28 protein-coding genes are annotated in these 23,047 nt (G+C 72.0%); 17 read left to right on the top strand and 11 right to left on the bottom strand.

Translation table 11 applies throughout. The features are described 5' to 3' along the window. The first annotated feature begins 52 nt into the window (after positions 1 to 52). Positions 53 to 553 (top strand): DUF5949 family protein, encoded by a 501-nt coding sequence (locus WQO_RS28415; RefSeq protein WP_010064320.1) that lies wholly within the window; start codon positions 53 to 55, stop codon positions 551 to 553. A gap of 150 nt (positions 554 to 703) precedes the next feature. Here WQO_RS28415 and WQO_RS28410 read toward each other — a convergent pair whose 3' ends face one another. From WQO_RS28410 to WQO_RS28385, 6 genes are all read right to left on the bottom strand, one after another. Next, positions 704 to 1,111, bottom strand: a complete 408-nt coding sequence (locus WQO_RS28410; protein WP_010064321.1) for a rodlin — start codon at positions 1,109 to 1,111, stop codon at positions 704 to 706. A 118-nt stretch (positions 1,112 to 1,229) separates the two neighbouring features. Beyond that, positions 1,230 to 1,451, bottom strand: a complete 222-nt coding sequence (locus WQO_RS28405) for a hypothetical protein (protein ID WP_010064322.1) — start codon at positions 1,449 to 1,451, stop codon at positions 1,230 to 1,232. Positions 1,452 to 1,650: 199 nt separating this feature from the next. Then, positions 1,651 to 2,061, bottom strand: a complete 411-nt coding sequence (locus WQO_RS28400) for a rodlin (protein WP_030710052.1) — start codon at positions 2,059 to 2,061, stop codon at positions 1,651 to 1,653. A 69-nt stretch (positions 2,062 to 2,130) separates the two neighbouring features. Next, the gene (locus WQO_RS28395; RefSeq protein ID WP_010056891.1) at positions 2,131 to 2,421 is read right to left on the bottom strand and encodes a hypothetical protein; all 291 of its coding nucleotides are present in this window, start codon (positions 2,419 to 2,421) and stop codon (positions 2,131 to 2,133) included. Positions 2,422 to 2,669: 248 nt separating this feature from the next. Then, positions 2,670 to 2,903 carry a chaplin gene (locus tag WQO_RS28390; protein ID WP_010056890.1) on the bottom strand — a complete coding sequence of 78 codons (234 nt, stop codon included), beginning with the start codon at positions 2,901 to 2,903 and terminating at the stop codon, positions 2,670 to 2,672. A gap of 249 nt (positions 2,904 to 3,152) precedes the next feature. Beyond that, positions 3,153 to 3,554 carry a rodlin gene (locus tag WQO_RS28385; protein ID WP_030710050.1) on the bottom strand — a complete coding sequence of 134 codons (402 nt, stop codon included), beginning with the start codon at positions 3,552 to 3,554 and terminating at the stop codon, positions 3,153 to 3,155. A 555-nt stretch (positions 3,555 to 4,109) separates the two neighbouring features. Between WQO_RS28385 and WQO_RS37230 the strand changes: the two genes are divergently transcribed. The 3 genes from WQO_RS37230 (at position 4,110) to WQO_RS36965 (ending at position 5,812) form a co-directional block, all read left to right on the top strand. After that, entirely contained in the window at positions 4,110 to 4,787 is a 678-nt protein-coding gene (locus tag WQO_RS37230; protein ID WP_029182163.1) for a chaplin, read from the top strand. Between the two features lie 174 nt (positions 4,788 to 4,961). Continuing rightward, positions 4,962 to 5,483, top strand: coding sequence for a Rossmann-fold NAD(P)-binding domain-containing protein (locus tag WQO_RS37225; protein ID WP_237274237.1), 522 nt, complete (start codon positions 4,962 to 4,964; stop codon positions 5,481 to 5,483). After that, a complete protein-coding gene (locus WQO_RS36965) occupies positions 5,480 to 5,812 on the top strand; it encodes a hypothetical protein (protein WP_237274174.1) in 333 nt (110 codons plus the stop codon). Before WQO_RS37225 ends, WQO_RS36965 begins: the two co-directional genes overlap by 4 nt. 22 nt (positions 5,813 to 5,834) lie before the next feature. Here WQO_RS36965 and WQO_RS28370 read toward each other — a convergent pair whose 3' ends face one another. Both WQO_RS28370 and WQO_RS28365 read right to left on the bottom strand, forming a co-directional pair. Beyond that, a complete protein-coding gene (locus tag WQO_RS28370; protein ID WP_010059264.1) occupies positions 5,835 to 7,055 on the bottom strand; it encodes an acetyl-CoA C-acetyltransferase in 1,221 nt (406 codons plus the stop codon). A 136-nt stretch (positions 7,056 to 7,191) separates the two neighbouring features. Next, a complete protein-coding gene (locus WQO_RS28365) occupies positions 7,192 to 8,097 on the bottom strand; it encodes a LysR family transcriptional regulator (protein ID WP_010059265.1) in 906 nt (301 codons plus the stop codon). Between the two features lie 150 nt (positions 8,098 to 8,247). Here WQO_RS28365 and WQO_RS28360 point away from each other — a divergent pair, with 150 nt between their 5' ends. From WQO_RS28360 to WQO_RS28345, 4 genes are all read left to right on the top strand, one after another. Next, the gene (locus WQO_RS28360; protein WP_193407310.1) at positions 8,248 to 9,159 is read left to right on the top strand and encodes a CoA transferase subunit A; all 912 of its coding nucleotides are present in this window, start codon (positions 8,248 to 8,250) and stop codon (positions 9,157 to 9,159) included. Next, complete coding sequence (locus WQO_RS28355) at positions 9,156 to 9,941, top strand: CoA-transferase subunit beta (protein WP_029182164.1); 786 nt, start codon at positions 9,156 to 9,158, stop codon at positions 9,939 to 9,941. The genes WQO_RS28360 and WQO_RS28355 overlap by 4 nt, the downstream gene beginning before the upstream one ends. A 16-nt stretch (positions 9,942 to 9,957) precedes the next feature. Further along, on the top strand, positions 9,958 to 11,508 hold the full coding sequence (locus WQO_RS28350; protein ID WP_029182165.1) for a 3-hydroxyacyl-CoA dehydrogenase: 1,551 nt from the start codon (positions 9,958 to 9,960) through the stop codon (positions 11,506 to 11,508). Positions 11,509 to 11,579: 71 nt separating this feature from the next. Then, a complete protein-coding gene (locus WQO_RS28345) occupies positions 11,580 to 11,987 on the top strand; it encodes a VOC family protein (protein ID WP_029182166.1) in 408 nt (135 codons plus the stop codon). On the opposite strand, the gene WQO_RS28340 is transcribed toward WQO_RS28345, so the two are convergent. Further along, complete coding sequence (locus tag WQO_RS28340) at positions 11,915 to 12,685, bottom strand: DUF6597 domain-containing transcriptional factor (RefSeq protein ID WP_010059271.1); 771 nt, start codon at positions 12,683 to 12,685, stop codon at positions 11,915 to 11,917. The genes WQO_RS28345 and WQO_RS28340 overlap by 73 nt on opposite strands. Positions 12,686 to 12,703: 18 nt before the next feature. Beyond that, positions 12,704 to 13,855: a YihY/virulence factor BrkB family protein gene (locus WQO_RS28335; RefSeq protein ID WP_029182167.1), complete on the bottom strand. Its 1,152-nt coding sequence runs from the start codon at positions 13,853 to 13,855 to the stop codon at positions 12,704 to 12,706. A 74-nt stretch (positions 13,856 to 13,929) separates the two neighbouring features. Here WQO_RS28335 and WQO_RS28330 point away from each other — a divergent pair, with 74 nt between their 5' ends. Next, the gene (locus WQO_RS28330; protein ID WP_010059275.1) at positions 13,930 to 15,567 is read left to right on the top strand and encodes an acyl-CoA dehydrogenase family protein; all 1,638 of its coding nucleotides are present in this window, start codon (positions 13,930 to 13,932) and stop codon (positions 15,565 to 15,567) included. A gap of 55 nt (positions 15,568 to 15,622) precedes the next feature. On the opposite strand, the gene WQO_RS28325 is transcribed toward WQO_RS28330, so the two are convergent. Continuing rightward, complete coding sequence (locus tag WQO_RS28325; RefSeq protein ID WP_010059277.1) at positions 15,623 to 16,183, bottom strand: DoxX family protein; 561 nt, start codon at positions 16,181 to 16,183, stop codon at positions 15,623 to 15,625. 206 nt (positions 16,184 to 16,389) lie between these two features. Here WQO_RS28325 and WQO_RS28320 point away from each other — a divergent pair, with 206 nt between their 5' ends. The 8 genes from WQO_RS28320 to WQO_RS28290 all read left to right on the top strand — a co-directional run bounded on the left by WQO_RS28320 (position 16,390) and on the right by WQO_RS28290 (position 23,026). Next, a complete protein-coding gene (locus WQO_RS28320; RefSeq protein ID WP_032748143.1) occupies positions 16,390 to 16,767 on the top strand; it encodes a DUF4267 domain-containing protein in 378 nt (125 codons plus the stop codon). Between the two features lie 258 nt (positions 16,768 to 17,025). Continuing rightward, the gene (locus WQO_RS28315) at positions 17,026 to 17,808 is read left to right on the top strand and encodes a SigB/SigF/SigG family RNA polymerase sigma factor (protein ID WP_010059280.1); all 783 of its coding nucleotides are present in this window, start codon (positions 17,026 to 17,028) and stop codon (positions 17,806 to 17,808) included. 244 nt (positions 17,809 to 18,052) lie between these two features. Then, positions 18,053 to 19,351, top strand: a complete 1,299-nt coding sequence (locus tag WQO_RS28310) for a GAF domain-containing protein (RefSeq protein ID WP_032748145.1) — start codon at positions 18,053 to 18,055, stop codon at positions 19,349 to 19,351. Positions 19,352 to 19,433: 82 nt separating this feature from the next. Continuing rightward, complete coding sequence (locus WQO_RS28305; protein WP_010059282.1) at positions 19,434 to 20,030, top strand: GNAT family N-acetyltransferase; 597 nt, start codon at positions 19,434 to 19,436, stop codon at positions 20,028 to 20,030. Positions 20,031 to 20,241: 211 nt separating this feature from the next. After that, positions 20,242 to 20,325, top strand: a complete 84-nt coding sequence (locus tag WQO_RS37290; RefSeq protein ID WP_309486338.1) for a putative leader peptide — start codon at positions 20,242 to 20,244, stop codon at positions 20,323 to 20,325. Between the two features lie 114 nt (positions 20,326 to 20,439). Next, positions 20,440 to 22,137 (top strand): nitrite/sulfite reductase, encoded by a 1,698-nt coding sequence (locus WQO_RS28300; RefSeq protein ID WP_029182168.1) that lies wholly within the window; start codon positions 20,440 to 20,442, stop codon positions 22,135 to 22,137. Continuing rightward, positions 22,134 to 22,313, top strand: a complete 180-nt coding sequence (locus WQO_RS28295) for a hypothetical protein (RefSeq protein WP_010059284.1) — start codon at positions 22,134 to 22,136, stop codon at positions 22,311 to 22,313. The genes WQO_RS28300 and WQO_RS28295 overlap by 4 nt, the downstream gene beginning before the upstream one ends. Further along, complete coding sequence (locus WQO_RS28290) at positions 22,310 to 23,026, top strand: phosphoadenylyl-sulfate reductase (protein ID WP_010059286.1); 717 nt, start codon at positions 22,310 to 22,312, stop codon at positions 23,024 to 23,026. Before WQO_RS28295 ends, WQO_RS28290 begins: the two co-directional genes overlap by 4 nt. Positions 23,027 to 23,047 lie beyond the last annotated feature (21 nt).

The following is a 23,047-nucleotide window of genomic DNA, read 5'->3' as shown; positions in this document are numbered from 1 at the left end:
TCGGGTGATACGTGTGCATGGGCCCCGGTCCGGGGCCGTTAGGGTGCCGAGCATGACCACACCCCAGGCCTCCACCGGCATGTTCACCCCGGCCCAGTTGGGCACCCAGATCCTGATCGGCTGGAGCGGCCGGCAGCCCGACGCGGACCAGGACACCGCCTATCTCCTCGCGTACTCGCTGGGCGACGGGCAGGACGGCCCGGTGGTCGGCCGCGAGGCCATGCGCGCCGCGCTGGAACGTGCGGGCCTCCATGTCGGCGGCTCGATCCAGGACGCCGCCGAGAGCCCGGGCATCCAGGCGAAGCTTCTCGTCCAGGCGGGCCAGGCCGTCCTGACCCTGCCTCACCTCAGCGCGCAGTACCCGGCCCCCGCGGAGTGGCTGGCCGCGGCCCAGGCGCAGGGCCAGGTGTACGGGATGTTCGCCACGACCCCGTGGCCGGAGGCCGTTCCCGGGCAGCCGGTCAGCGAGGACCAGTTGCGGGCCTTCGCCGCCGACGAGGAGGTCGTCCGCGCCGCCGCCCACTGCCTGCTCCCGGTCCGCTCCCTGGGCTGAGGCGCTCCGCCTCCCCGCACAAGACGAGGCCCACCACCCCCCGTGGAGTGGTGGGCCTCGTCGTCTGCCCGATGCCGGGCCGAACGAGAACGGGCGGTCCGAGGGGTGACCCTCGGACCGCCCGCGCCGACTGCGTCAGGCTGTGGTGCGTCAGTTGTTGCCGACACCGTTGCCCGAGAGGACCGGGATGTCGTCCAGGATGTGCGACAGCGGCTCGTCGCCCTTGGCCTGGGTGGAGTTGTCGGCGCACTGCTGGTTCTGCGGGTTGGACAGGACGTTGACGTCCTGGACCGCGACCGGCACGAGGCCGACGAGCGAACCGACGTTCGCCTTGAGGGGCAGGCCGACGCAGAGCTTGTTCAGGGTGCCCTGAACGAGCTGGTTCTGCGGGCTCCAGTCGCCCTTCGTCTCCGCGTTGCCGATCTCCGACTCGGCGCCGTTCCCGTTGACGGTGGTGGTGCCGCCGTCGTTGCCGATCGCCATGGCCGTGGGAGCCGCGACTGCGGACAGACCGAGCAGGGACACGGCCACTGCAGCGCCGGCCATCATCTTCTTCATCAACTTCACCTTTCGGAGCGTCCCGTTGTGGAACGTACTGATCAACTGCCGTTGCCCCTGATCGGTTGCGCAGTACCACTCATATGGGTTCGTTCCGGCGCAAAGTAGACGCTTCTGGTCAGTTTCCGGGCGCCTCGGGCCCGGGGACCTGGTCCGCGGTGCGCGCCGCCGGCACGAATCCACCGCGGCGGGGGGCGGGGCCGGGCTGCGGTTCCGCCAGGGGGTGGTCACCTCCGGCCGCCTGCCATTCGGCGACGAGCCGGTCGTAGATCGGTGTGCCGCCGCCCGGCGCGGGCCGCCGTTCGGCGCTCTGCGAGATCTGACTGTCGTACGGATCCATGCCGATGCCCTACCCGGCCCGGCACGAACCGTCAGCCGGGGTTACGGCATCCGGCCCAACCGGTTGCCCCGAGGGGAGACACCGGCACACGACTCGGCACATGACGAGGGGCCGGTCCGTCCGGTCCGGCGAAGAACGGTCGCCGTACGGATGGACCGGCCCCGGGTGGTCACCGGGAGCGGACCGGGGTCACGCGGTCTCAGCTGTTGCCGGCGCCGTTGCCCGAGAGGATCGGGATGTCGTTCAGCAGGTGCGACAGAGCCTCGTCACCCTTGGCCTGGGTGGAGTTCTCGGTGCACTGCTGGTTCTGCGGGGACGACAGGACGTTGATGTCCTGGACGGAGATCGGCACGACGCCGAGCAGCGAGCCGACGTTCGCCTTGGCCGGGAGGGCGATGCAGGGCTTGTTCAGCGAGCCCTGGATGAGCGCGAACTGCGGGCTCCAGTCACCGTGGGTCTCGGAGTTGCCGTACGCCTGGGAGGCGCCGTTGCCGTTGACCGTGGTGGTGCCGCCGTCGTTGGCGATGGCCATGGCGGACGGGGCGGCCGCGGCGGAGACGCCGACGATGGAGACGGCGACGGCCGCCGTGGACATGAACTTCTTGAACATGGAAGAGCCCTTCTGGGAAGTGATGCGTATCAGGCGGAGAAGCCCTGAGGGATGGTCGTGGTGCGGCCGTCAGCCGCCGAGGGGAACACCGCCGAGCAGCGGGGCGGCACCCTCGACCGCACCGGTTGCCTGGCCCGCCACCTTGCCGACCGTGCCGTCCTCCGAGAGCGTCTCGGTGGTCTCGGCGGCCGTGTCCACCAGCGGGTCGACGACCTGCGGGGCACTGGCCATCACCTGGTTGAGGCCGCTGTCGAGGCTGAAGTTGGGGGCCGTGGGGGTGGGAGCCGCGAAGGCGGGAGCGGCCGATCCGAGGGCAGCCACGGAACCGACAACGAGGGCGGCGGTCTTCGCGTACTTCACTTTTCTGGTTCCCTTCTGCGCGGCGTCTGCTTTCGGTCACGTCTCCGTGCCGCACACAAGCTTTCTTTACCTGTGACTTCTGCCGCTTTCTTCCTGATCAACGATCAGGCCGCTTCCGGGAAACTGTGGGGCACGGAATTTCTCCGGCGCCGTTCACGAGTCACTCGGGCAGCGAAAAGGCCCCGGACGGCGTGTGCCGTCCGGGGCCCACCGAACTGCGGGCCGGAGGCCCAGCAGATCGGAGAGAGTTACTTGTTGATGCAGGTGTTGCCGAACGCCGGGTTCAGCGCGCCGATCACGTTGACGGTGTTACCGCAGAGGTTGACCGGAATGTGGACCGGGACCTGCAGGATGTTGCCCGACAGCACACCCGGGGAACCCGCGGCGATGGCCTCGGCGCCCGAGTCGGCCATGGCCGGCGCGGCGACGCCCATCGCCAGGAACGTACCGGCGGCGACGGCGGCAACCTTGGTGAACTTCACGTTTCTTCCCTTTCCTCGGCGGAGTCCGGCGCGGTCACGACTGTCGTGCCCCGCCCGAGCCGGATACTGCATCGCTCACGACTCCTGCACTGTCCTACGTAACGATGAACGACCGGAATCGGAACTGTTCGTCGGGCGGATTTCCGGATATCCGCCCGAATGCAGCAGCCTTGTCCAGGGAAAGCAACGGGCCCGGGCCGCTCGGTGGAGGAACTCCGAGGGCCCGGGCCCGAGTAGGGCGGCTGCGGGTCAGTTGTTGCCGACGCCGTTGCCGGAGAGGACCGGGATGTCCTCCAGGATGTGCGACAGCGCCTCGTCACCCTTGGCCTGGGTGGAGTTCTCGGTGCACTGCTGGTTCTGCGGGGAGGACAGGACGTTGATGTCCTGGACCGCGACCGGCACGAGACCGATGAGCGAACCGACGTTCGCCTTGGCCGGGAGGGCGATGCAGGGCTTGTTCAGCGAACCCTGGACGAGCGCGAACTGCGGGCTCCAGTCACCGTGGGTCTCGGAGTTGCCGTACGACTGCGAGGCACCGTTGCCGTTGACCGAGGTGGTGCCGCCGTCGTTGGCGATGGCCATGGCCTGCGTCGCACCGAGACCGAGGATGGAGGCGGCGACAGCGCCCGTAGCCAGAACCTTCTTGATCACGATTAACCCTTCTCGTACTGGTTGCCCCGCGGCGGAGCCCCCTGGTCAACTCACCACGCGACGTTAGGTTCCGCCCATTCACCCGAATGCCGGACACGGGGAGATCCCCGCCTCCCCTTCGTACGGCGATTTCGTACGGCAACCCGTTCGTGAAGGAATTGCACAGACCTCTCGGACTCATTTCGCCCGAACGAGTGGGCGAGCACCGACGGCCGTGACGCCGCGCCGTAGCCGTGACGGATACCCGAACGCAGTCAACACCGGCGAAGAACGACGGAGTTGAGGGCGAATCGTTTTTCTTGTTCTGCGAAACGGGATGGACGGGATACGGCGACACCACCCGTTCGGGTGATTACACATTTTCCACGCAACTCCAAGTTTCCCGCGTGACGTCTGTGTCGTTATGGCAGTCGTCCAGCGCGCACGTCTCCACCACTTTCACCTTGGCTTCCCGCCGGATCCGGCTGTGCAGCGGCTCCGCCCGATGGCTGCCCGTTGTCCGCGCGCGAAGCACCCACGCGATGTCCTCGCGAATGTCCTCAGAAAGGGCAAGTAATGCGACAGGTCTTGAATAAGAGCATGATCGTCATGGCGGCCGCCTCGGGCCTCCTGGCGGCGGTGGGCGGCACCGCGCACGCCGATGCGTCGGCCGAGGGTGCGGCGGTCGGTTCGCCGGGGGTCGGTTCGGGCAACGCCGTGCAGGTGCCGGTGCACGTCCCGGTCAATGTGTGCGGCAACACCGTCAATGTGATCGCTCTGCTGAACCCGGCCTTCGGCAACAAGTGCGTGAACGCCGACGGCCCGAAGCACGAACACCCGCCGGTCAAGCCGCCGGTGGACGAGCCCCCGGTGGACGAGCCGCCGGTGGACGAACCCCCGGTCGATGAGCCCCCGGTGGACGAGCCGCCCGTCGATGAACCGCCGGTGGACGAGCCTCCGGTCGACGAGCCGCCCGTGGACGAGCCCCCGGTCGACGAGCCGCCCGTGGACCAGCCGCCCGTGGACCAGCCGCCCGTCGACGAGCCGCCGACCGACACGCCCGGTACCGACACGCCCGGTTCGGACACTCCCGGTTCGGACACTCCCGGGTCCGGCACGCCGGGGTCCAACACCCCGGGCGCGCACCTGGCCGACACCGGCGCCGCCGACCTGGGTCTGGCCGCCGGCGCGAGTGCCGCGCTCCTGCTCGGCGGTGCGGTGCTGATGCGCCGCACCCGCAACGCGCGGGACTGATTGCAGCTCCTGCGGGAGAACGAGGTCCGGCCGGACAGCGGGGACTGCCCGGCCGGACCTTCCGCGTGTTCTGCGGTCCGTTCGCCGGAAAGGCCGGGCCGGGCGATGCAACGACGACCACGGCACCGCGCACCGCGCGGACCGCAGGGGCGACGAACGGGAAGGGCCGGGGACGTGGCGGCAGCGTTGCGCATCGGGGTGATCGGCGGCAGCATCGCGGGGTGCGCGGCGGCCGTCGCGGGCTCGCGGGCCGGGGCGGACGTCACCGTGTACGAACGGAGCGGCGCCGAACTACAGGACCGGGGGTTCGGCACCGTGATCCCGCCGCCGCTCCACGCGGAACTGGTCGGGTCCGGCTATCTGGGCCCGGACATGCCGACGGCTCCCGTCGGGACGCGGGTCTGGCTGACGCGGGAGCCGGGCGGAAGGTCCGCGCGCGAACTGGCCCGCCAGCCCTCCCCCGTGAGCCCGTGCAACTGGGGTCTGCTGTGGCGGTCGTTGCGCGCGAGCGCCGGGTCCGTGCGGTATCTCCGGGGGCAGCCGGTGGCCTCGGTCCGGGCGGACGCGGCCGGGCGGGCGGTGATCACCTCCGCGCGGGGCGGCCGCCGGGCGACAGCCTGCCACCCGGTCGCCGATGTGCAGGCCCCCCGGGTCGCCCGCCCGCCCCTGCTGCTGGCCGGGGACGCGGCGGGGTGACCAGATCGCACACCGCCACGGGGGCGGTCAAGGCGCTGCAGGCCGCCCTGTGCCTGGAGCGGGTCCTGCGCGAGGGGCCGGATCCCGCCACGGCGCTGGAGCGGTACGCGGACGAACGCACGGCGGCGGGAGCCCGGTCGGTGGAGCTGGGCCGCCGGATGGGACGTTCCCTGGTCGAGGAGGTCCCCGACTGGCCGGCGATGGGGCAGGACGAGGTGGACGTGTGGTTCCGCGGGGTGCTGGCCGGGACGTGGCACTACCTCTACGAGGAGCCCGGGGAGGCCGCCGCCGAACCGGATGCGGGCCCGGAGGCGACCGTCGCCCGGTGAGGCGGCTCCGCGCGAACGGCCCTCAGTCCGCGATGCGTTCGAAGACGGCGGCGAGGCCTTGGCCGCCGCCGATGCACATCGTCTCCAGGCCGTACCGGGCCTCGCGGCGGTGCAGTTCGCGGGTGAGGGTGGCGAGGATGCGGGCCCCGGTGGCGCCGACCGGGTGACCCAGCGAGATGCCCGAGCCGTTGACGTTGATCCGCTGCTCGTGGTCCTTCTCGCCGAGGCCCAACTCCCGTGTGCAAGCCAGCACCTGGGCGGCGAACGCCTCGTTCAGCTCGATCAGGTCGAGGTCGGCGAGCGTGAGGCCCGCCCGGTCGAGGGCGGTGCGGGTGGCGGCGACGGGGGCGATGCCCATCGTCGCGGCGGGCACCCCGGCGCGGGCGAACGAGACGAGGCGGACGAGCGGGGTGAGGCCGAGGCGCTCGGCCGTCTCGGCGCTGGTGACCAGGCAGGCCGCGGCAGCGTCGTTCTGGCCGCTGGCGTTGCCCGCGGTGACGGTGGCGTCCGGGTCGGACTTCGCCATCACGGGCTGGAGGGCGGCGAGTTGCCCGGCCGTCGTGTCGGGGCGGGGGTGCTCGTCGGCGGTGACCGTCGTCTCGCCCTTGCGGGTGCGTACGGCGACGGGGACGGTCTCCGCGTCGTAGCGGCCCTCGGCGGCGGCGCGGGCGGCCCGCGCTTGCGACCGCAGCGCCAGGGCGTCCTGGTCGGCGCGGCTGATGCCGTACTCCCGGCGCAGGTTCTCCGCCGTCTCGATCATGCCGCCGGGGACCGGGTGGTTGACGCCTCCGGCGGTCACGCGGCCGCGGGCGAGGGCGTCGTGGAGCTGGAGCCCGGGGCCCTTGATGCCCCAGCGTCCGTCGTGGGTGTAGTAGGGGGCTGCGCTCATCACGTCGACGCCGCCCGCGATCACGACATCGCTGAACCCGGCCCGGATCTGCATCGCCGCGTCCAGCACCGCCTGGAGCCCGGAGCCGCAGCGGCGGTCGACCTGCGAGCCGGTGACCGTGGTGGGCAGTCCGGCGTCCAGGGCGGCGACCCGGCCGATGGCGGGGGCCTCGCTGGTCGGGTAGGCGTGTCCGAGGATCACCTCGTCGACCCGGTCGGGGTCGATGCCGGTGCGGGTGACGATCTCCGCGATGACGCGTGCGGCCAGCGCGGCCGGGGTCTGCTGGGCGAAGGCCCCGCCGAACCGGCCGATGGGGGTGCGCAGGGGTTCGCAGATGACGACGTCGAGCGGCACGGAAAGCCTTCCCTGGGGTCGGGGGCGGGGAACAGGGGCCCGTCGAGGTGGACGAGTGGTGCGGTGGGACGACCTTCGCATCCGGCACTGAGTCGGTCCAATATTGAATCCGCACCGGGTTGAGAGGCAGTACGTCTCAATCGAGCGTACGCGCGGGTGTCGGCAGCGCTTCCTCCGCCACGGCGAGCACCGCGCGCAGGGCGGCGGAGGGATTGTCGGCGCGCCAGGCCAGGGCGGCGCGGAGGCGGACGGCCGGACCGGCGAGGGGGCGGTAGACGAGGCCGTTCTGCTGGATGTGCTGGACGGAGGTCACCGTGAGGGTGACGCCGACCCCGGCGGCGACCAGGGCGAGGATCGTGTAGGAATCGGGGGCCTCCTGGACGATGCGCGGGGTGAACCCGGCGTTCTCGCAGGCCTCGGTCATGGCGTCGCGCACGGTGGAGCCGGAGTTGGCGGGGAAGGAGACGAACGGTTCGCCGGCGAGTACGTCGAGCGGGACGGTCTCCCGCCGGGCGAGCGGGTGGTCGGAGGGCAGGGCGCAGACCAGTTCCTCCTCGTCGATCACCCGGTGGGCGACGCCGGGCCGGGCAACCGGGAGCCGGACGAAGCCGAGGTCGAGCGAGCCGTCGGCGACCCGGGACAGGGCGGTGTTGGCGTACGTCTGTCCGGTCATGACGAGTTCGAGCCCGGGGTGAGCGGCGCGCACGGCGCGGGTGAGCCGGGGCAGCGTCTCGTGGCTGGAGGCACCGGCGAAGCCGATGGTGACCCGGCCGTACTCGCCGATCCCCGCCGATCTGGCCGCGCGGACGGCGGTGTCCAGGTCGTCCAGGACGGTCCGTACCGGTTCGAGGAAGGTCTCCCCCGCGCTGGTGAGCCGGACCGAGCGGGTGTTGCGGTGGAAGAGCTGGACGCCGAGCTCCTTCTCCAGCTGGCGGATCTGCTGGCTCAGCGGAGGCTGGGCCATCTGGAGCCGCTTGGCGGCCCGGCCGAAGTGCAGCTCCTCGGCGACGGCGAGGAAGGCGTTGAGGTGGCGCAGTTCCATAGTGATACTCCTGGCGTCTCAATCCGACCTTAATTCGGTATTGGACAGCCATCAATGGTGCTGGCACCGTGGGGTCGGCGCATACGGAGGGTGAGGGGCACGGTGGAGCGGACGGCCGGGGCGGGCGGAGGGGCCGGCAAGGTCCTGTCGATGCGGGAGGCGGTCGCCGCCTTCGTCCACGACGGGGACACCGTGAGCCTCGAAGGGTTCACCCATCTCATCCCGACCGCCGCCGGGCACGAGATCATCCGGCAGGGCCGCCGGGATCTGACGGTCGTCCGGATGACGGCGGACATCGTGGTGGACCAGATGCTGGCCGCCGGGTGCGTGACGCGGCTGGTCTCCTCGTTCGTGGGCAACTCCTCCGCCGGTTCGCTCGGTGAGCTGCGGCGGCGCATCGAGCACGCCGATCCCGAGCCGCTGGTGTTCGAGGAGTACAGCCACTACGGGATGGTGTGCCGGTATCTCGCCGGTGCGCAGCGGCTGCCGTTCCACCCGCTGCGCAGTTACGCGGGCAGCGATCTGCCGTCGGTCAACCCCGGGATCCGCAAGGTCACTTCGCCCTACCCGGCCGCCGACGGATCCACCGAGGAGATCTACGTCGTACCGCCCGTCCACCCGGACGTGACGTTCATCCACGCCCAGCGTGCCGACCGCCGGGGCAACACCCAGATCTGGGGGCTGACCGGGGTCCAGGCCGAGGCGGTGTACGCGGCGCAGAAGGCGGTCGTGGTGGTGGAGGAACTGGTGGCGGACGAGGTGATCCGCGCGGACCCGAACCGCACCCTCGTCCCCGCCCACGCGGTGGACGCGGTGGTCCTGTGCCCGCGCGGGGCGCACCCGTCCTTCGCGCAGGGCTACTACGACCGGGACAACGCCTTCTACCGGGCCTGGTCCGCGATCAGCAAGGACCCGGCGCGGCTGCGGGGATGGCTGGAGGAGTGGGTGTACGGGACCGCCGACCACGCCGCGTACGTGGCGAAGCTGGGCGAGGAGTTCTGGGCGGGGCTGGCGGTCGGCGAGGCGCCGAGCGGGTCGGTGGACTACGGGAGGCGGCTGTGAGCGGGCAGCCCGGGGAGGAGACACGGCCCGTCACCCCGTCCGAGCTGCTCTCGGTCCTCGCCGCGCGCGAACTGGCCGGGCGGCGGACCGTGTTCGCGGGGATCGGGCTGCCGACGCTCGCGACCGAGCTGGCGCGGCTGACCGTCGCTCCGGGCATCGAGGTGGTGTACGAGTCCGGGGTCTGCGGGGCGCACCCCTCCCATCTGCCGGAGACCATCGCGGACGCCGTCCTGATCACGGGGGCCGAGGCGGTGGTGTCCATGGCCACGCTGTTCGGCTCGGTGCTCCAGGGCGGGCACATCGACGTCGGCTTCCTGGGGGCGGCGCAGATCGACCGGTGGGGCAGCCTCAACACCTCGGTGATCGGGGAATGGGAGAGTCCCTCGGTGCGGCTGCCGGGTTCCGGGGGCGCGGTCGAGGTGATGGCGAACGCCCGGGAGGTGTTCGTGGTGATGCGCCGCCACACCCCGCGCTCCTTCTCTGACGTGCTGGACTTCTGTACGACGCCGGGTCCCGACCGGGCGCTGGCGGACGGCATCCGCCCGCTCGGCGCCGGGGTCACCCGGGTCATCACCGAACTGGGCGTCCTCGCCCGGGAGGGGGTCGGGGACGAGCTGCGGCTGGTCGCCGTGCATCCCGGGGTGAGCGTCGAGCAGGTGCGGGCCGCGACCGGCTGGGAGCTGAAGACCGCCGACCGGCTCACGACGACGGCCCCGCCCACCTCCGCGGAGCTGCGGCTCCTGCGCGACGATGTCGACCCGAACCGTGTCTACCTCCGCTGAAAGGGCCCTAACTGCCATGCGTATCAGGATCGTCGGAGCCGGGGCCATGGGCCGGGGCATCGCCCAGTGGGCGGCGAGCGCGGGACACACCGTGGAGCTGGGTGACGTACGGCCCGAGGCGGTGAAGGAGGCCCTGGACTTCATCGCGTCGATGCTGGACCGGGCGGTCGCGAAGGGCCGGACGACCGCCGCCGGCCGGGACGCGGCGGTGGCCCGGCTGGTGCCGCTCGCCGAGCCGTGGGCGGCGGGCCCGGACGTGGAACTGGTGATCGAGGCGGTCCGGGAGGACCTGGAGACGAAGGCCGAGGTGTTCGGGAGGCTGGAGCGGGCGCTGCCCGCCTCCGCCGTCTTCGCGACGAACACCTCCTCCCTGTCGGTGACCCGGATCGCGGCGACGCTCCGGGACCCGTCGCGCCTGGCGGGGCTGCACTTCTTCAACCCGGTGCCGCTGATGCGGATCGTCGAGGTGGTGCCGGGCGCGGCCACCCGCCCGGAGATCCCGGTCCTGCTGACCGAGCTGGTCGAGGGCTGCGGGCACCGGGCGGTGACCGTCGCCGACACCCCCGGTTTCCTGGTCAACCACGCCGGCCGGGGGCTGGTGACCGAGGCGCTCGCGCTGCTGGAGGAGTCGGTGGCGGACCCGGCGGAGATCGACCGGATCGCCCGGGACGTGCTGGGGCTGCGCATGGGCCCCTTCGAACTGATGGACCTGACCGGTCTCGACGTGACGGCCGCGGTGATCGACTCGATCTGGCAGGGCTTCCGGTACGAGGACCGGCTGCGCCCGTCCTTCCTGACCCCGAACCGGGTGGTGGCCGGGCTGCACGGCCGTAAGACGGGCCGGGGGTGGTACGCGTACGGCGACGGGCCGTCCGGCCCCGCACCGGAGAGCCCGGTGACCGGGGACGCCGACCGCCCGGTGTTCCTGGCCTCGGCGAGGCGGCCGGAGACGGCGTCGTGCGAGGAGGAGCTGACCGCGTCGCTGGAGGCGGCGGGGGTCCGCGTCGAGCGGGGCGTGGGGCCGTCGGCGGAGGCCGTGGTGCTGGTGCCCGTCTGGGGGACGCCGGTGTCGGCGGCGGTCGCGGACGGCGGGCTGCCCCGGGAGCGTACGTTCGGCGTGGAGGTGCTGCCCCCGGCGGGGCGGCGGCGGGTCCTGGCGGTGACGGCGGCCGGTGATCCGGCGGCCGCCCGGGACGCGCGGGCGGTCCTGGCACGGGCGGCCGGAAGCGAGGAGCCGTACGGGGTGTCGGTGGTGCGGGACACCGCGGGCTCGGTCGCGCAGCGGCTGCTGTCCTCCGTCGTCGCGGTCGGCTGCTCGATCGCGGAACGCTCCCTGGCCGCGCCCGCCGACATCGATCTCGCGGTGACCACGGGCCTCGGCTATCCGGCCGGGCCGCTGGCGTGGGGCGAGCGGATCGGGGCCGTGCGGATGCTGGCGCTGCAGCGGGCGCTGCACGCGTCGACCGGCGATCCGCGCCACCGCCCGGCGCGGTGGATCACGGAGCGGGCGGCCCTGGGTCTCGCGCTGACCGATCCGGGGACGTCGCCGGCGGACTGCCTGGGGTGAACCCTGGAGTGGACCCGCGGATGACCGATTCGTACAAGACGGCCGCGGCGCCGCGTGCCTACGGTCGGGGCATGACTCCACGACTCGACGCCATCAGCATCATCACCTCCGACCTCGCGGCCTCACTCGCCTTCTACCGGCGGCTGGGCCTCGGCATCCCCGACGGGGCGGAGTCCGCGCCCCATGTCGAAGTGGCCCTGCCGGGCGGGCAGCGGCTGCTGTGGGACACGGAGGAGGTCATCGCCTCGTTCGACCCGGACTGGCAGCGTCCGGCGGGCGGGGGTGAGCGGGTCGCCCTGGCGTTCGTCTGCGACAGTCCGCAGGAGGTGGACACGTTGTACGCGGAGCTGGTCGACGCCGGGTACACCGGGCATCTGAAGCCGTGGGACGCGGTGTGGGGGCAGCGCTACGCGGTGGTGCTGGACCCGGACGGGTGCGGGGTGTCGTTGTTCGCCGCCGCCTCCCCTGCCGCGAAGTAGGCCCCCAGGGTCGTGCCGGCCAGGTCGCGCATCTCCCGGGCCAGGTGCGCCTGGTCGGTGCAGCCCGCCGCGCAGGCGGCCTCGGCGTAGGGCAGGCCGGTGCGGACCAGGGCCAGGGCGCGTTGCAGGCGGAGGATGCGGGCCAGCGTCTTCGGGCCGTAGCCGAAGGCGGCCAGGGAGCGGCGGTGCAGCTGGCGGGCGCCGAGGCCGACCTCGGCGGCCGTCGACGCGACGCTCCTGCCGCGCCGCAGCCCGTCGGCGACGGCCGCCGTGAGCGGGTCCGGCGGTCCCGTGTCGGCGGACCTGGCGAGCGCGAACTCCTCCAGTGCCGCGGAGGGGTCGGCGGACCGGGCGAGCCGGCCGGTGAGCGCGGCGACGGCTCTACGGGGCCAGAGCTCGGTCAGGTCGATCCGGTGGTCGCGCAGCTCGTGCGCCGGTACGCCGAGGAGGACGGGGGCGGTGCCGGGCGCGAACCGGATCGCGGCGCAGGAGCCCCGGTTGCGCGGGTCGACCTCGAACGCGTGGGTGTCGGGCCCGGCGACGACCAGGCGGCCGGCGGTCCAGATCAGGTCCATGCAGCCGTCGGGGAGCACGGACCGGGCGGGCCGCCCGGGGCCCGGCGGGACGTCCAGGGTCCAGACGACGGCCCCGTCCAGCCGGGAGGGCCGCTCCTGGTACCGCTGGTGTCGCCGGGGCATGCCTCCACGCTAGCGCGGTCAGCGGGTGGGCGGTTCCCTGGTGTCGGCGGGCTCCCCCGACTCCTTGGTCTCCCTGGGCTCCTTCGCGTCCTTGGGCTCCTTCTCCCAGGTCGCGTGCAGCCGGGACTTCACGTCGTCGGGCGGGAGGAAGCGGGACCAGCGCTCGGGGAACTCGGAGGGCATGTACGCGGGGCCGTCGTCCTCGTCATCGTCGTCGTCCGTGCCGTCGTAGGCGCCCGAGCGGGTGCGGGCGACGAACTCGGCGGCCTGTGCGGCCCTGACGCGTTCGGTGGCCTCGCGGGCGGCGGCCGTGGCGAGCGAGGGCCACACCCGGTCGATGGCCGCGTTGACCGCGGCGCCGACCAGGACCGCGAAGGCGGAGATGCCGATCCACAGCAGTACGGCGATCGGCGCCGCCAAGGAGCCGTAGATGGTCGGGCCCTCGACCGTGCTGGTCAGGTAGATCCGGAGCAGGAAGCTGCCGAGGACCCACATACCGAGCGCCACCAGCGCCCCGGGGACGTCCTCGATCCAGGGCGAACGGACGGGCACGGACACGTGGTAGAGCGTCGTGAGGAACGCGATGGTGAGCAGTATGACGAGCGGCCAGTACAGGACGGCTATGACCTCGGTGCCCCAGGGCACGAACTCGACCACCCGGTCCGGGCCGACGACCAGCAGCGGCAGCACCACCGCGCCGAGGAGCAGGGCGACGACGTACAGCAGGAAGGCGAGCAGCCGGGTCTTGACGATGCCGCGGTGGCCGTCGAGGCCGTACATCACGGTGATGGTGTCGATGAAGACGTTGACCGCACGGGAGCCCGACCACAGGGCGATGGCGAAGCCGAGGGAGATGACGTCGGGGCGGGCCCCGGTCGTGACGTCGGCGAGCAGCGGTTTGGCGAAGTCGTTGACCCCGCGCTCGGACAGCACCGTCTGGGAGGCGGAGAGGATGTTGCGCTCGATGGAGGCGACCGTGGTGGTGGTCGTCCACTCGTCGACGTAACCGAGCAGTCCGATCATGCCGAGCAGCAGCGGGGGCAGCGAGAGCAGGGTGAAGAACGCCGCCTCGGCAGCGAGGCCCAGAATGCGGTACTCGATGCACGAGTTGACGGTGTCCTTGAGCAAGTGCCACGCCATACGCCTTTTGGAGACGTTGCGGTAGAGCACTCGCGCCCGGTGGAGCCGGCCCGGTGGCCGCTCGGGTGTTTCATTTGCTGCCTGCACCTCCTTACCGTATCCGTATGGCAGCCACCACCCACACCGTGACCAATCAGGTTCCGCCGCTGGTCGGCCATGACGTCTTCGCCACCGACCGGGTCCTGTCCGAGGCCGTCGAGCGGCACATCGAGCCCGGGGTCCTGCCCGTGGCGCTGGAGGAGCTCGGCGAGCTCGGCCGGGCCGCGGGCTCCGCCCAGGCCCAGGAGTGGGGTGCGCAGGCGAACGCGCATCCGCCCGTTCTGCGGACGCATGACCGCTACGGGCATCGCGTCGACGAGGTGGAGTTCCATCCGTCCTGGCACCGGCTGCTGGGCCATGCCGTGTCCGCCGGACTGACGGACGCCTGGGGACGGCCGGCCGGTCATGTCCGTCGTGCGGCGGGGTTCCTGGTCTGGACGCAGACCGAGGCGGGGCACGGCTGCCCGCTGTCGATGACGCATGCCGCGGTGCCCGCGCTGCGCACCGATCCGGCGCTGGCCGCCGTGTGGGAGCCGCTGCTGACCTCGCACACGTACGTGGAGGGGCTGCAAAATCCGCGCGAGAAGGCCGGGGTGCTCTTCGGGATGGGCATGACGGAGAAGCAGGGCGGCACCGACGTACGCTCCAACACGACCCGGGCGGAACCGCTGGCCGGCGAAGGCGAGTACCTGCTCACCGGGCACAAGTGGTTCTGCTCGGCGCCGATGTCGGACGGTTTCCTGGTGCTGGCGCAGGCGCCGGGCGGGCTGAGCTGCTTCCTGGTCCCGCGGGTGCTCCCGGACGGCACGCGCAACGTGTTCCTGATCCAGCGGCTGAAGGACAAGCTGGGCAACCGGTCCAACGCGTCCGCCGAGGTCGAGTTCGACGGGACCCGGGCCCGCCTCGTCGGTGAGGAGGGGCGCGGAGTGCGCACCATCATCGAGATGGTGGCGGCCACCCGTCTCGACTGCGTGGTGGGTTCGGCGGGGCTGATGCGGCAGGCGGTGGCGCAGGCGCTCCATCACAGCGCGTACCGCGGCGCGTTCGGCGGGCCGCTGATCGACAAGCCCCTGATGCGCAACGTCCTGGCCGACCTGGCCCTGGAGTCGGAGGCGGCGACGGTGCTGGCGATGCGGCTGGCGGCGGCGTACGACGCGGACACCGAGGAGGAGCGGGCGTTCCTGCGGCTCGCGCTGCCCGCCGCGAAGTTCTGGGTCACCAAGCGCTGCACCGCCGTGGTGGGCGAGGCGTTGGAGTGCCTGGGCGGGAACGGGTACGTCGAGGAGTCGGGGATGCCCAGGCTGCTGCGCGAGGCGCCGCTCAACTCGATCTGGGAGGGTTCGGGGAACGTCCAGGCGCTGGATGTGCTCCGGGCGCTCCAGCGGGAGCCGCGGGCGCTGGACGCGTTCCTGCGGGAGGTCGGGCAGGCGCGCGGGGCGGATCACCGGCTGGACGCGGCGATCAAGGCGCTGCTGACGGAGCTGGCCGATCTGGACGGCATCGAGGCGCGGGCGCGGCGGCTGGTGGAGCGGTTCGCGCTGGTGCTCCAGGGTTCGCTGCTGGTGCGCTGGGCTCCGCCGGAGGTGGCCGACGCGTTCTGCGCGTCGCGGCTCGGCGGGGACGCGGGCGCGGTGTTCGGGACGCTGCCGCACAGTCTGGACCTGGCCTCGGTGGTGGCACGGGCCCGGCCGTCCGTGAACTGAAGCCTCACGCGAGAGGACCCGCCCGGAGGCCGGGTGGATCCTCTCGCGCGCGGGCTCAGGAGAGGCGCTTGCGGGCGGCCTCGACGGAGTGCGTGACACTGTCGACGGTCGCGCCCGCCGCGTTCCCCACCTGATGGGAGACGGCATGGGCACGGTGGCTGACCGCGTCGGACGCGTGGGCCGCCGTCCGACGGGTCCGGTAGGCCAGCGAGGGCTTGCCGTGGGTGTCGGCCGCGGCGATCAGCAGCCCGCCGAGCAGGGACAGGTCGGTGAGGAGATCCACGCGCCGCGCCCCGGAACCGTCGTCCGTCCCGCGGCCGCCGGCCGTGAGGGCGGAGGACACCAGGGTCACCGCGAGGGCCGCGGACGCCAGCCGTGGCGCGCGCCCCAGGGCGAGCAGGACACCGGCCCCGAGCTGCACCGCGCCCTGAAGGCGGACGAGCTGCTCGGGATCCTCGGGCAGGAACGGGACGCGCGTGGCGAGTGCGGGGGCCTCCCGCTCACCCCGGGTGTCCTCCGGCGGGTCGGGGAGGGCGGGATCGCGGACCGCCGCGATCCCGTCACGGATGAATTTCGCGGCCAGCAGGGGCCGGGCGACTCTGCGCAGAACAGCCATGACCGTTCCGTTGCCCCGTCAGGGCCGGACCACACCCCTCGCCGTACCGGCGTACTCCGGGATGGGGACGGCCGATCGGCGGTCGGCAGGTGTCGTACGGACAGGGCGGGGGAACCCGTGATCCGTCGCGACGATCGCGACGATGCATTCGCGTCGGCGACTGGATGCCGATGGACGCATGTCGGTGGATACCTGAGGAGGACGCGGTGGGAGCTTGGCCGGTGCGGTGGGCGGGTGCGGCGACCGCCGCCTACGGGGTGGGCATTCTGCTACGCCCGCAGCTGATGGCCCGCCCGTGCGGGCTGGACGACGAGGACGGGTCCGTGCCGGCGGCGACCGCGCTGCTGATCCGAGCCGTCGGAGCCAGGGACCTCGCGTCCGGGCTCGCCATGCTGGCAGCGAAGGAGGGTGCCGCGCTGCGGGCGGCGACCGTGTGCAGGGTCGCGTCCGACCTCGGTGACGCGGTGCTCTTCGGTACGCAGCTCCCCGATCCGGCCGCTCGGCGGAAGGCCGCCGCGGTCGCGGGAGGCTGGGGCGCGCTGTGCGCGGTGGCGGGCCTGGCGTCGCGGAGCGTGCGGACGTAGGGCGAGGGCCGAAGGAAACAGGGGTGCCCGCTCGACCGGAGCGGGCACCCCGCATTCTTATTCTCATCACGCCTTTCCGTATTACCTCGCCGGGAACGGCGATTCCGCGAGGCACCGCACTCAACACTCCTCCGGGACATGTAGGTTCACGGTGAAAATGTTCGCCACACCGCCCGGAAAGGTGCCATGAGGGCTCTTATCGGAATCTCTGCAACAGCTCCGACAGCAGGGAATGATTTTCCGACCGGTCAGGAACTGATGGACCACCCGTCGGCAGACGCGCGGGAAATCAGCCGACTGCTCTTCGAACAGCTCGCCGCCCTGGACGAGGGAACAGCCGCATTCCAGTACGCCCGCAACACGCTCGTCGAAGCACACATGTACCTGGTGCGCTACGCGGCCAGGCGCTATCGCACGCTGCGGAACGGGCAGTTCGAAGATGTCCTGCAAGTGGGCACCATCGGTCTCATCAAAGCCATCGAACGCTTCGAGCTCGCGCGCGAAGTGGAATTCCCCGCCTTCGCTCTCCCCTATATCAGCGGCGAGATCAAGCGGCTCTTCCGGGACACCACCTGGTCCGTACAGGTTCCGCGGCGGCTCAAGGAACTGAGGTCCGTGGTCGAGGCCGGCCACGAGGATCTGGCGGCGCGTCTCGACCGCTCCCCCACCCGTGCGGAACTGGCCCGTCATCTGGGCCTGCCCAGGGAAGAGGTGGCGGAGGCCGAGATCGCCGCGAACGGCTACAGCGCCGGGTCCCTCGACGCCCCCCTGCGCAACGACTCCGATTCCGGGGGGCCCGCGCCGGCCTGGTCCGACCTTCTGAGGGACGAGGACGGCCGACTGGAGCACGTGGAGGATCTGCACGCCCTGGCGCCCCTGCTGGCCGCGCTCGACGACCGCCGGCGCACGCTGCTGGAACTCCGCTACGGCCAGGAGCTGACCCAGACGCAGATCGGCGCACGGCTCGGCATCTCGCAGATGCACGTCTCCCGCATGCTCAGGAGCACCCTCGCGGAACTGCGGGCCGGAATGCTCTGCTGAGCCGCCCCGGCGCCCCCGCCGGAAGCGAAGGAGGGTGGTGCTGCGCCGACACGGCACCACCCTCCATGCTTCTTCACACCGGGCGGCCGGATCAGGTCCGGCACCCAGTGTCCTCCCACTCTCGTACGGGCCCGATGCGCATCGCCAGAGTTGCAAAGGGTTGCAACCATTGTGTGGACTGCACCGCAACCGGCCCTGGTGAACGGCAGGATGGGCGGGGAGGCGTCCGGGGGGAACGGGGACCATGACGGAGACAGGTTCGGCGGGGGTGCTGCGGGTGACGGGCCAGGGGGCGGGCCGCCGGGCCACCCGGTTGCTCCACCACGCGCGGGAGGCCCGGCTGGCGGGCGAGCCGTCCGGTGTCGCGCCCCGGGCGGAGATCGACGCCTCCTGGGACCGGGTGGTGCGCAGCGGCATCGACCCCGGCCAGTCGCCGGAGAGCGAGCTGCTGGAGGCGGACGAGATCGAGCACCGGCGGCGCAGCACGGCGCTCGGCGAACTGATGCCGTTACTGCGGGCGGGACTGGCCTCGATCGCGGACGCCGCGCAGCAGATCATGGTGGTGACCGACACAGAGGGCCGGGTGCTGTGGCGGCAGGGCAACACGGGGGTGCTGCGCCGGGCCCACGACATCTGCCTGGAGGAAGGCGCGGCCTGGGCCGAGGCGGCGACCGGGACGAACGCGATCGGGACGGCGCTGGCCGCCCGGGTCCCCATCCAGGTGCACTCCGCCGAGCACTTCATCCGGGCGCTGCACGGCTGGACCTGCGCGGCGGCCCCGGTGCGGGATCCGCGCGACGGGCGGCTGATCGGGATCGTCGACATCAGCGGTCCCGCGTCCACGTTCCATCCGGCGACGCTGACCCTGGTCGACTCGGTGGCCCGGCTCGCCGAGGGGGAGATCCGCACCCGGCACCTGGCGGAGATCGAGCGGCTGCGCGCGGTGGCCGCGCCGATCCTGTGCCGGATCGGCGGGCGGGCGCTGGCGGTGGACGTGCACGGGCGGCTGGCGGCGGTGACCGGCATACCTCCGGTGGACCGGCTGCCGCTGCCGAAGTCGCTGCGGCCGGGTCCGGTGTGGCTGCCCTCGCTCGGCATGTGCCAGGTCGAGCCGCTGCCGGGCGGCTGGCTGGTGCAGGTGGACGACGTCGGGAGGACGTCGGGGGCGCCGCGCCGGGTGGTGCTGGACCTGAGCCGGCCCCGGGCGCTCGCCGTGCATCTGACGGGGCCGCTGGGCAGCGTGAAGCAGCGGCTCTCGCCGCGCCACGCGGAGCTGCTGTACGCGCTGGCGGTGCACCGGCAGGGGCGGACGGCCTCGGAGCTGGCGCGGGACATCTTCGGGGACGCGACCCGGACGGTGACGGTCCGGGCCGAGATCTCCCGGCTGCGGCGGCATCTGGCGGAGGTCCTGGCCCACCGCCCGTACCGCTTCGGGGACGGGGTGGAGGTGGAGGTGATCCATCCGGAGCACGGCGCGGATCTGCTGCCGCACTCCCTGGCACCGGTGGTGGCGGAGGCCCGCAGGGCGGCCCGGACCACCTGAGAGGACCCGCTGCGGCGCGTGCGGGCGGTCCGGGGCGGGGCCGCTGTGCGCCGGTGTCCGGCTCCATGGTTTTCTGGCCGTCATGAGCGACATCCCGCAGCCCGCAGCGCCGACCACCGAGGTGACCGTCTGGTCCCTGGAGCAGACATCGCCCGCCGACCTGCGCCCGGCGCGCGCGCCGGAGGGCGATGTCCGCATCGTCCGGTCCGAGGTTCCGCTGCCGGAGTTCAGCCGCTTCCTCTACTCCGCGGTGGGCGGGGACATCCGGTGGACCGACCGGCTGAGCCTGACGTACGCCCAGTGGCAGGAGGTCCTGGAGCGGCCCGGCGCGGAGACCTGGGTGGCGTACGAGAACGGGACGCCGGCCGGGTACGTCGAGCTGGACCCGCAGGACGACGGCGTGGTCGAGATCATGTACTTCGGGCTGATCCCCGCGTTCCGGGGGCGGCGGATCGGCGGCCATCTCCTCAGTCACGGCGTGGCGCGCGCCTGGGATCTGGCGGAGCGCTGGCCGGGGCGGCCGCAGACGAAGCGGGTGTGGCTGCACACCTGCTCCAAGGACGGGCCGCACGCCATGGACAACTACCTGCGGCGCGGCTTCCGGCTCTTCGACACGAAGACCGAGGTGGAGCCGGAGGTGGCGACGCCCGGTCCGTGGCCCGGGGCGTACGCCTCCTGACCGTCCGGAGGCCCGGAGGGGGCGGTGGCATCACCGCCCCCCGTCGTTGCGTCCCCCCATCCGGCCTTTCGGGCCCTGCGCAGGCGATTTGTCGGTAATGCCGATGAAGCACTCCGTGACCGGCACCACCTCGTCCCACTCTTCGAGACTCAGCCGTCCACATAGCGGATAGTGGTGGACTGTCCCGAGATGCGCGTGACACGCTTCCGTCATGTCTGGAACTGGAATTGCCTTGGTGAGTCGACGCCACGTCGACCTCGGCCGCATGTCCAGCGCCATCTGTCCGGCGAGCTGAGAGACCCAGCACCGCCGCTCTTCTCTTACCTCTGAACCGCCTGCGCACCGCCGCGCCTCCGCGCGAGTGTGCCGCTCAGAGCCGCCCTCCCGCAGTCCCGAAGGACGTATTGCCATGGCCGCTACCCCGGAACAGCCTGCGACCGCCACGCCCCGCCGCAAGGCCGGACGCCACCGTGGTGAAGGTCAGTGGGCCGTGGGCCACCACACGCCCCTCAACGGGAACGAGCAGTTCAAGAAGGACGACGACGGTCTCAACGTACGGACACGTATTGAGACGATCTACTCGAAGCGCGGCTTCGACTCGATCGACCCGAACGACCTGCGCGGACGTATGCGCTGGTGGGGTCTTTACACCCAGCGCAAGCCCGGCATCGACGGCGGCAAGACCGCCGTGCTGGAGCCGGAGGAGCTGGACGACAAGTACTTCATGCTGCGGGTCCGGATCGACGGCGGCCGGCTGACCACGCAGCAGCTGCGGGTGGTCGGGGAGATCTCGCAGGAGTTCGCGCGCGGGACCGCCGACCTCACCGACCGGCAGAACGTGCAGTACCACTGGATCCGCATCGAGGACGTGCCGGAGATCTGGCGGCGGCTGGAAGAGGTGGGCCTGTCCACCACCGAGGCCTGCGGTGACACGCCCCGTGTGATCCTCGGCTCCCCCGTCGCGGGCATCGCCGAGAACGAGATCATCGACGGCACCCCCGCGATCGACGAGATCCAGCGCCGGTTCATCGGCAACCCCGACTTCTCCAACCTGCCCCGCAAGTTCAAGTCCGCCGTCTCCGGCTCCCCGCACCTGGACGTGGCGCACGAGATCAACGACATCGCCTTCGTCGGCGTGAACCACCCGGAGCACGGCCCCGGCTTCGACCTCTGGGTCGGCGGCGGCCTCTCCACCAACCCCAAGCTCGGGGTGCGTCTCGGCGCCTGGGTGCCGCTGGACGAGGTGGCGGACGTGTACGGCGGGGTCATCGGGATCTTCCGCGACTACGGCTACCGGCGGCTGCGCACCCGCGCCCGGCTGAAGTTCCTGGTCGCGGACTGGGGCGCGGAGAAGTTCCGCCAGATCCTGGAGGACGAGTACCTGAAGCGGAAGCTGGTCGACGGGCCCGCGCCCGAGCAGCCCGCCCAGACCTGGCGCGACCACCTCGGGGTGCACCGGCAGAAGGACGGCCGTTTCTACGTCGGCTTCGCCGCGCGGGTGGGCCGGGTCGACGGCTCCACGCTCACCAAGATCGCCGACCTGGCGGACGCGCACGGCTCCGGCCGGGTGCGGACCACCGCCGAGCAGAAGATGATCGTGCTGGACGTGGCCGAGGAGCAGGTGGAATCCCTGGTCGCCGGTCTGGAGGCACTGGACCTGCGGGTCACCCCCTCTCCGTTCCGGCGCGGCACGATGGCCTGCACCGGCATCGAGTTCTGCAAGCTGGCGATCGTCGAGACGAAGGCGCGCGGCGCCTCCCTGATCGACGAACTGGAGCGCCGCATCCCGGAGTTCGACCAGCCGATCACCATCAACATCAACGGCTGCCCGAACGCCTGCGCCCGTATCCAGGTCGCGGACATCGGTCTCAAGGGCCAGCTGATGCTGGACGAGAACGGCGAGCAGGTCGAGGGCTACCAGGTGCACCTCGGCGGCGCGCTCGGTCTGGAGGCCGGGTTCGGCCGCAAGGTCCGTGGTCTGAAGGTCACGTCGGCCGAACTGCCGGACTACGTCGAGCGGGTGCTCGGCCGGTTCCAGGAGGAGCGCGAGGACGGCGAGCGCTTCGCGACCTGGGCGGCGCGCGCCAGTGCGGAGTCGCTGTCATGAGCGAGCGAGCCGCGCCGTTCTACTGCCCGTACTGCGGCGACGAGGACCTGCGCCCCAACGAGACCGGTCACGGCGCCTGGGAATGTGCCTCCTGCAACCGTGCGTTCCAGCTGAAGTTCCTGGGTCTGCTGACCCGGGGCGTTCAGCGCAACGACGGTGAAGGGGACGCGATATGACGGACACTCTGCTGAGCGGAGAGCTGACCGACGAGGAGCTCCGGGAGCTGGCCGAGCGGGCCGGACGGGAGCTGGAGGACGCCTCCGCCATCGAGATCCTGAAGTGGGCGACCGACACCTTCGGGCCCCGCTTCTGCGTGACCTCCTCGATGGAGGACGCGGTGGTCGCGCACCTGGCCTCCCGGGTGCTGCCAGGCGTGGACGTGGTCTTCCTGGACACCGGCTACCACTTCCCGGAGACCATCGGCACCCGGGACGCGGTGGACGCCGTGATGGACGTCAACGTCATCACGATCACCCCGCGGCAGACGGTCGCCGAACAGGACGCGGAGCACGGCGAGAAGCTGCACGACCGGGACCCCGATCTGTGCTGCGCGCTGCGCAAGGTGAAGCCGTTGGAGGACGGCCTGACCGCGTACGCCGCGTGGGCGACGGGGCTGCGCCGTGACGAGTCGCCGACCCGGGCGAACACCCCGGTCGTCGGCTGGGACGCCAAGCGCCGCAAGGTGAAGGTCTCCCCCATCGCCCGCTGGACGCAGGACGACGTGGACGCCTACGTCGCCGAGCACGGCGTGCTCACCAACCCGCTGCTGATGGACGGTTACGCCTCCGTCGGCTGCGCGCCCTGCACCCGCCGGGTGCTGGAGGGCGAGGACGCACGGGCCGGCCGCTGGGCCGGACGGGGCAAGACCGAATGCGGGCTGCACGGCTGATGACGACTGATCAGGAGACTT

Source organism: Streptomyces globisporus C-1027, assembly GCF_000261345.2.
Classification (GTDB): Bacteria; Actinomycetota; Actinomycetes; order Streptomycetales; family Streptomycetaceae; genus Streptomyces; species Streptomyces pakalii.
The sequence above is the reverse complement of the archived record's forward strand: the minus strand, read 5'-3'. Positions and strand labels throughout refer to the sequence as shown.